The sequence below is a fragment of the Pseudomonas sp. SDO5591_S426 genome (genome assembly GCF_054070755.1).
The window spans coordinates 1-7,689 of record NZ_JBSVXD010000228.1; the positions used below are offsets into that span (position 1 = coordinate 1).

Sequence of the window (7,689 nt, forward strand, 5' to 3'; positions counted from 1 at the left end):
TGACTTTGAGCGTCGCACCACGCAAAGAACAAAAGATCGCAGCCTTCGGCAGCTCCTACATTAGAGTCACCTCGGGTTCGGTCAGATCAACGCTTCCTGTCCAAAGGATCCCGCCGCGCCAACTCCGCCTCATCCAGACCATTGCCACCGCCAATGTCGTCCTCATCGGCAATGCTCAAGTCCCAATCGGCCGGGTTGTCGGCACCGAGCTCTTGGGCATCCCGGGCGCCGTCTTCACGGATCAGGGTTTCAGGGCTCATGTCGTCGTCAGTGGATTCGTGGTCATCGGTCGAGGCGCCCGTCATGCCGGCTTCGCGCACGCGGTGGCGGGGCATCAGTTGCTCGCGCTCCTTGTCCGGCAGTTCGTCACCGATTTTGGCGCTGGGTTCTTCTTCATCGAAATCCAGCTCACGCATCGAGCCCATGCGGTCTTCGTTGTCATCGACGGGTTCCGGTTGCACCGCATCGTAGGGACGTCGTGAATCATTCATGGCAATTCCTCATACTGTAGGCCTTACTACGGTGGACCCATGGGACTACCGAGAATTCCACCGGCATGGAGCGCCATGAACCAGGCATCAGGAGAGCAACTGCATTTCGCGCGTGACCCCGACGGGCGGTCGTCTGTCAAAGCTGCGCATCATTCTTGAGGCTTCAAAGCATGAACGAATTACAAGATCTGATTGATAACAACGAGCGTTGGGCCGCTGCGATCAAGGAGGAAGATCCTGATTTCTTCGCCAAACTGGCTCGCCAACAGACCCCCGAGTTCCTGTGGATCGGCTGTTCCGATGCGCGGGTGCCGGCCAACGAGATCGTCGGCATGTTGCCGGGTGATCTGTTCGTCCACCGTAACGTGGCCAACGTGGTGCTGCACACCGACCTCAACTGCCTGTCAGTGATTCAGTACGCCGTTGACGTACTCAAGGTCAAACACATCCTGGTCACCGGCCACTATGGCTGCGGTGGCGTGCGCGCCTCGATGCAGGATCGCCAGTTCGGCCTGATCGACGGCTGGCTGCGTTCGATTCGCGATCTTTATTATGAAAAGCGCGAAGAGCTGGCCAAATTGCCGACCGAAGAAGAGCAGGTCGACCGCCTCTGCGAGCTCAACGTGATCCAGCAAGTGGCCAACGTCGGCCACACCAGCATCGTGCAAAACGCCTGGCATCGTGGGCAGAGCCTGTCGATCCATGGCTGCATCTACGGAATCAAGGACGGTCGCTGGAAAAGCCTGAATGCCACGATCAGTGGTTTCGAACAGTTGCCGCCGCAGTACCGCCTGCGTCCCTTCGAGCCGCTGTAAAAAACCTTCAGCTGAAAAGTTGCCGACGCCACTGTTGCAAAAACAGCTGGCCGTCGGCGTTCGGCGCTTCATCGTAGCCGGTGATCCAGCCCCGACAGTTATAGCAACCGCAGCGACAGGCAAACTGGCGCAGCAGTTTGTCCTCGGTGGCGGCGTAGTCCATCGTCAGCCAGTCACCTTTGTGAATGTCCTTCAACGCCCATAACCACAGCTCACTCATGTCCAGGTAGACATTCGGGTCGCAAGAGTGTTGCAGCAGCCCACAGAAGCGCGGGTCGTAGACATGCACGCCGGGCGCCAGTTGCCGGGTGTGCCGGCTGCGATAGGGCAGCAAATGTCCCGATACACGGCAGATTCGACTGATGCGAGGGAATTCGCGCAGCGCGACGGCGGCCACCGGCTTGCCTGCGTTCTGCAGAATCTCGAAGTCGGTAAGGGAAGGAAATCCGAGTCGAAGGGGTAGCTCGGCAAAGGGATAAACGCCCGCGGGTGGTAGCGCGAGGGGCTTATGCAGTGCATTGGCTTTCATAACGATCCTTGTTTGCTCGTTGCTGCGACTTCCGTCCGCCGACGATCCTGTCAGCGCAGCAGCACATGGGGTCAGTCCAAGCCTCGCGCAGATACAACGGGCGGTCTACTGTCACAACTGACAGCGTGACCGCCGTTCATCGTTTTACAGCGCTGGAGCGGGTTTCGCTGCGGCGGGTGCTGGCGCCTTGAGCTGTTTGAGCTGGGTCTGGATCACAGCTGTCGAGCATTTGCCCGCGGCTTGTTGGGGTGTCAGGTTACGGATCGAGGTGTAGAACAGCTCGCAGGTTTTGTCTTTCTGCGCGACTTGCCAGGTTTGCGTGCAGGTTTTCAGCTCGACATCAGGATTGGTATCCGTTTCGCGGCCCATAGCGGCTTGCCAGCATGATGCACTCAAATCCTGGCCCATGACTTTCAGGCCCGCCGCATCGGCCTTGGCCTGGGCATCACTACCGGTATAGTTCGTCGGGTCGGCGGCATACCAGATGTAACTCGGGTGGTTGGCACCCAGCACGGGGACTTTCACACCTTCGTTCGGGCTGATGTAGACCAGGCTCAACACGTTCACCGTCGGCCCGTATTGTTCTTTGATCCAGTTACGCACCGGGGTGCCGAAAGCGACCATCGGCAGGGCATCGCCGCTGGCGCTCAGGCTGACCTGCTTGACCATCGTGGTCTGGTAATCCTTGAAGTAGCCATAGACGCCTTCGAGGTCCTTGCCGGCGTTGGACGGAGCGGCAATCGGGGCGATATCGATGATCGTCTGGTAGCTCGGCGTCTGTTCGGCAGGGACGCCGTTGACCGTCAGCAGTGTGGCCCAGCGATCGGTGGTGGCAGACTTCAGGTAATCCTGGGCCTGGGTCAACGAGTAGTCGGGCGGGAAGTGCAGTAGTTCGACGCTTCTGCGGTTTTCCAGCGCCATGCCCAACGGCAGGAACAGATACCAGCTGTAGGCCCACTTACCGTCGGCATTCAGTTTGCTCGCGCCGTTGTAGGCCAGATCGCCGGCGTCGAGCAAAGCGGCCAAGGGCTTTTCATAGGTCTTGGGAACGCCAGTGATTTCGGCAAATAGTTGGTTGTTATCGGTTTTGACCAGAACCTTCGCGTCACTGTAGCCATCGCGCTGTACGCTTTGGGTCAGGTAGTGCTCGACGGTTTGCTCCAGCGTCCAGTTGCGAAAGCAGATCACGTTACAGTTGTTGGGATAGGCGAAGAGGCGGGTAACGCGTTCGGTATTGCCCAGCTTCAGGTTGATGTCGGCGTGGGCTGTGGCACTCAGGGTGAGGGCCGCGAGGGTGAGTCCTGCGAGTTTTAGCATGCTCAGATCCTTTTCAGCGTGTATGTCGCCCCATACTGAAACAGACCGGTCAGAACAAAAAGAGGGGGCCGAAAGAAATATCGGCCCCTTTGGTTGTTAAGGCATCACCGGCGGCGTATACGCCAGCGTCGTCCCCAACGCCCACAGCAACACCAGTACCAGCGGCGTGTGCACCAGCAATTGCACGAACGAGAATCCGATCAAGTCCCGTGCCTTCAACCCCAGTACGCCCAGCAGCGGCAGCATGTAGAACGGGTTGATCAGGTTGGGCAGGGCTTCGGCGGCGTTGTAGATCTGTACGGCCCAGCCCAGGTGATAGTTCAGGTCGTTGGCCACTTGCATCACATACGGCGCTTCGATGATCCACTTGCCGCCGCCGGACGGAATGAAGAACCCGAGAATCGCCGAGTACACACCCATCAGCAGTGCATAGGTGTCGTGGGATGCAATGCTCACAAAGAAGGTCGAGATGTGGTGAGCCAGGGTCTGCGCGTCGGCGCCTTTGACGGTGGTCATCAGTGCGGCAATCGAACCGTACAGCGGGAACTGGATCAGCACGCCGGTGGTGGTCGGCACCGCACGGGACACGGCATCGAGGAAGCTGCGCGGGCGCCAGTGCAGCAGGGCGCCGAGCATGATGAACAGGAAGTTGTAGGTGTTCAGGCCGGAAATCGCACTGATCGCCGGTTTGGTCGAGAACTCATGGAACAACCATCCAGCCGCCAGCAGCACCAGCAGGATGGTCAGCAGCGGGCTGTGTTCCAGCCATTCACCGGGACGGGTGCGTGGTTGCAGCGGTGGCAGGTTGAAGGCCGGATCGACGCCGCAAGCCTTGGCATCACGGGCCGAGTTCGGGCCTGGTGCAGTGGCGTAGGCAATGATCAGCGAAATGATGATCAGCGCCAGCAGCATCACGCCGGACTGCCAGAGAAAGATGGTCTGGGTGAATGGAATCACCCCGGTGATCGACAGAATCGACGGCGGCAGGCTGGCCGGGTTGGCCTGCAACTGTGCCGCGGACGACGACAGGCCCAGGGCCCACACCGCGCCAAGTCCGAGGTACGCCGCAGCGCCAGCGGCGCGGTAGTCCATTTTCAGATCGGTCCGACGGGCGAGGGCGCGCACCAGCAAACCGCCGAAAACCAGCGACAAACCCCAGTTCAGCAGTGATGCAACCATGGAAATCAGCGCCACCCAGGCCACGGCGGAACGGCCGTTTTTCGGGATCTTCGCCAGACGATCGATCAGCTTCACCGCCGGGGGCGAGCTGGCGACCACATAACCACCGATCACCACGAACGCCATCTGCATGGTGAAAGGGATCAGGCTCCAGAAGCCGTCACCGAAAGCCATGGCAGCGTCGGTGGGTTTGGCACCCATTGCCATGGTCGCCACGGCCACGATAATCACCGCGAGGGCGGCAAAGACCCAGGAGTCGGGAAACCAGCGTTCGGCAAAGCTTGAGCAGCGCAGGGCAAAGCGGGCGGAGCGGCTATCTTCGATATCAGCGGCCACGGGAGTACCTCGAATTTTTATGTTTGTTGTGGTCTTCGGGGCGGCAGGGGCCCGTCTGGACAGACGCCAACATTAATTCAACCGCAGGTTTTTTGCGGGGCTGTTTTGTGGCTATGGGACTTTGGTCTAACGGGTTGTCCGCCGACGCGTTTGCGTAGACCATGGGCGCCTTGGTTTTTGCCTGTGCCAGAGTTCTTTTCATGACTGCCAATACCGATTCGCGCCCGACGCCATTCAGCCGCTCGGACTACAAGACCCTCGGGCTCGCCGCCCTCGGCGGAGCGCTGGAAATCTACGATTTCATCATCTTCGTGTTTTTCGCGCTGACCTTGAGCCAATTGTTCTTTCCGCCGGAAATGCCCGAGTGGCTGCGCTTGCTGCAAAGCTTCGGCATCTTCGTCACCGGTTACCTGGCGCGGCCGCTGGGCGGCATCCTGATGGCGCATTTCGCCGATCGGTTGGGGCGCAAACGGGTGTTCAGCCTGAGCATCCTGATGATGGCGCTGCCGTGTCTGCTGATCGGACTGATGCCGACTTACGCGCAGATCGGCTATTTCGCACCGCTATTGCTGTTGCTTCTGCGAGTCCTGCAAGGCGCGGCGGTGGGCGGTGAAGTGCCGAGTGCCTGGGTATTCGTGGCCGAGCACGCGCCGGCAGGCCATCGCGGCTATGCCCTGGGTTTTTTGCAGGCGGGACTGACCTTCGGCTATCTACTGGGCGCCTTGACGGCGACGTTCCTCGCCCAGGCATTTACCCCGGCGGAAATCCTCGATTACGCCTGGCGTTACCCGTTCCTGCTGGGTGGCGTGTTCGGAGTGATCGGCGTCTGGCTGCGTCGCTGGCTCAGCGAAACTCCGGTGTTCATGGCCATGCAGGCCCAGCGCGAGGAGGCCGTCGAACTGCCGCTACGCGCAGTCCTGCGTGAACATCGACTGGCGATGCTGCCAGCGATGATCCTTACCTGCGTGCTGACGTCGGCAGTGGTGGTGTTCGTGGTCATTACTCCGACCATGATGCAGAAAACCTTCGGCATGACCGCCAGCCACACTTTCGCCCTGAGCGCGTTGGGCATCGTTTTCCTGAACATTGGCTGCGTGCTGGCCGGGTTGCTGGTCGACCGCATCGGCGCTTGGCGCACCGTCATGCTCTATAGCCTGTTGCTACCGCTGGGTATTGGCGTGCTCTACGCCTGTCTGATCAGCGGCGGTAACTGGATCGGTCTGGCCTATGCGGTGGCCGGGCTTGCTTGCGGAGTTGTTGGCGCAGTGCCGTCGGTGATGGTCAGCCTGTTCCCGGCGCGGATTCGCGTTTCCGGCATTTCCTTTACTTACAACATTGCCTACGCCGCCTGGGCGAGTATCACACCGCTGTTGTTGATCGGTCTGATGCCGTGGAGCCCATGGATCTGTGTGATTTTCTGTGCGGTGATGGGCATGGTGGGCGTAATCAGCGCGGCTTATTTCGGCGCGCGGATGCCGAGAATGGCCAGTTGTTCAGCCGCGGGCGCCCTGTAAGTGAACGGGGCGCCTGGCACGGTGTAACTATTTTTGTAGGACAAAGCTGAAACGCTCTTCAGAAAAGACCCACAAGGCCGATGGCTAGGCTGCATATCGCTTTCCATCCCAGTCCATCGGTGCGTCCCCATGTTCAATAAACGCTTGAAGCAAGAGCTGTCGGCTCTTCGCGAAGAACTCTCCAGCCTTCAGCAAGTGAAGGAAAGTCTGGAAAGCGAGATGCTGGTGCTGACCCTTGATGCGGATGGACGGGTTCAATCGGTCAACCAGAACTTCCTCGGCGAGATGCACTACAAGAGCAATGAACTGATCGGCCGACACATCAACGATATCGTCCCCGATCATGTGAAAAACGACGAATTCCAGCGACGTTTCAATACCGCGCTGACCCGTGGCGAACACTTCGCCGGCACCGTGCGTTTATTGCGCGGTACAGGCCAGGAAGCGTGGTTGCGCTCGATCGTTCAGCCCGTGCGTGGGTCAGATGGACGAATCAGGCACTTCTCGATCTTCTCCAGCGACCTGACCCGCACCATCGAAGCCTCCCGCGAACATGAAAACCTGATCGGCGCGCTGGTGCGTTCGACGGCGGTGATCGAGTTCGACCTCAATGGCAACGTGCTGGCAGCCAATGATCGTTTTCTTTCCGGTATGGGTTACAGCCTGGCGCAGATCAAAGGCAAACATCACCGGACTTTCTGCCTGCCCGAAGAGTACAACAGCGCCGAATACCAGAACTTCTGGCGCCGCCTGAATGCAGGCGAGTACGTGGCCGAGCGTTTCAAGCGCATTGACAGCCATGGTCGTACGGTTTGGCTGGAGGCGTCCTACAACCCGGTGGTCGATGCCAACAACAAACTCTACAAAGTGGTGAAGTTCGCCACGGTGATTACCGATCAGGTCAATCAGGAGCAAGCCGTTGCCGAAGCGGCCAACATCGCTTACAGCACGTCGCAGCAAACCGACCAAAGTGCCCAGCGTGGCAATGCCGTGGTGACTCAGGCAGTGAATGTGATGCGCGACCTCGCCAAGCACATGCAAACCGCTGGCGACGGTATCGAAGCCCTGAACGAGCAGTCGCTGGTGATCGGCACCATCGTCAAGACCATCAGCGGCATTGCCGAACAAACCAACTTGCTGGCGCTCAACGCTGCAATCGAAGCGGCTCGCGCCGGCGAGCAGGGCCGTGGTTTTGCGGTGGTGGCGGACGAGGTCCGGCAACTGGCCTCGCGCACCAGCCAGGCTACCGATGAGATCGTGCTCGTCGTGCGTCAGAACCAGGACATGGCCCGAAACGCCGTGGCTCTGATGACCGACGGCAAGCTTCAGGCGGAACAGGGTCTGGCGCTGGCGGCGGAAGCGGGGACGGTGATCGTCGAGATCCAGGACGGTGCGCAGAAAGTGGTGAATGCGGTGGGGCAGTTTGCCAATCAGCTGTCGAATTGATGGACGCTGCGTGATCCAAAAAGATCGCAGCCTGCGGCAGCTCCTACAGAGGAATGCGGACC

Annotated in this window: 6 protein-coding genes and 2 pseudogenes; 4 read left to right on the forward strand and 4 right to left on the reverse strand. The window is 59.7% G+C overall.

From position 1 onward, the window contains the following. Nucleotides 1-86 precede the first annotated feature (86 nt). Nucleotides 87-491 carry a serine kinase/phosphatase gene (locus ACW9JC_RS26910; protein WP_457458800.1) on the reverse strand — a complete coding sequence of 135 codons (405 nt, stop codon included), beginning with the start codon at nucleotides 489-491 and terminating at the stop codon, nucleotides 87-89. 170 nt (nucleotides 492-661) lie between these two features. On the opposite strand from ACW9JC_RS26910, the gene can reads away from it, so the two are divergent. Beyond that, entirely contained in the window at nucleotides 662-1,306 is a 645-nt protein-coding gene (can, locus tag ACW9JC_RS26915; RefSeq protein ID WP_085723977.1) for a carbonate dehydratase, read from the forward strand. A 7-nt stretch (nucleotides 1,307-1,313) separates the two neighbouring features. Here can and ACW9JC_RS26920 read toward each other — a convergent pair whose 3' ends face one another. From ACW9JC_RS26920 to ACW9JC_RS26930, 3 genes are all read right to left on the reverse strand, one after another. Beyond that, nucleotides 1,314-1,835 carry an SET domain-containing protein-lysine N-methyltransferase gene (locus ACW9JC_RS26920; protein WP_457458802.1) on the reverse strand — a complete coding sequence of 174 codons (522 nt, stop codon included), beginning with the start codon at nucleotides 1,833-1,835 and terminating at the stop codon, nucleotides 1,314-1,316. A gap of 144 nt (nucleotides 1,836-1,979) precedes the next feature. Continuing rightward, complete coding sequence (locus tag ACW9JC_RS26925; protein WP_457458804.1) at nucleotides 1,980-3,152, reverse strand: hypothetical protein; 1,173 nt, start codon at nucleotides 3,150-3,152, stop codon at nucleotides 1,980-1,982. Nucleotides 3,153-3,248: 96 nt separating this feature from the next. Then, complete coding sequence (locus ACW9JC_RS26930; protein WP_338583038.1) at nucleotides 3,249-4,667, reverse strand: short-chain fatty acid transporter; 1,419 nt, start codon at nucleotides 4,665-4,667, stop codon at nucleotides 3,249-3,251. Nucleotides 4,668-4,867: 200 nt separating this feature from the next. Here ACW9JC_RS26930 and ACW9JC_RS26935 point away from each other — a divergent pair, with 200 nt between their 5' ends. The 3 genes and pseudogenes from ACW9JC_RS26935 to ACW9JC_RS26945 form a co-directional block, all read left to right on the forward strand. Then, nucleotides 4,868-6,181, forward strand: coding sequence for an MFS transporter (locus ACW9JC_RS26935; RefSeq protein WP_457458806.1), 1,314 nt, complete (start codon nucleotides 4,868-4,870; stop codon nucleotides 6,179-6,181). A gap of 219 nt (nucleotides 6,182-6,400) precedes the next feature. Continuing rightward, nucleotides 6,401-7,039: pseudogene (locus ACW9JC_RS26940) on the forward strand (PAS domain-containing protein); the annotation flags it as partial. A gap of 150 nt (nucleotides 7,040-7,189) precedes the next feature. Beyond that, nucleotides 7,190-7,627, forward strand: a pseudogene (locus ACW9JC_RS26945) (methyl-accepting chemotaxis protein); the annotation flags it as partial. Nucleotides 7,628-7,689 lie beyond the last annotated feature (62 nt).

Coding starts and splice junctions, on each gene's coding strand:
- ACW9JC_RS26910 (WP_457458800.1), bottom strand. CDS start 491: ATGAATGATTCACGACGTCCCTACGATGCGGTGCAACCGGAACCCGTC.
- can (WP_085723977.1), top strand. CDS start 662: ATGAACGAATTACAAGATCTGATTGATAACAACGAGCGTTGGGCCGCT.
- ACW9JC_RS26920 (WP_457458802.1), bottom strand. CDS start 1,835: ATGAAAGCCAATGCACTGCATAAGCCCCTCGCGCTACCACCCGCGGGC.
- ACW9JC_RS26925 (WP_457458804.1), bottom strand. CDS start 3,152: ATGCTAAAACTCGCAGGACTCACCCTCGCGGCCCTCACCCTGAGTGCC.
- ACW9JC_RS26935 (WP_457458806.1), top strand. CDS start 4,868: ATGACTGCCAATACCGATTCGCGCCCGACGCCATTCAGCCGCTCGGAC.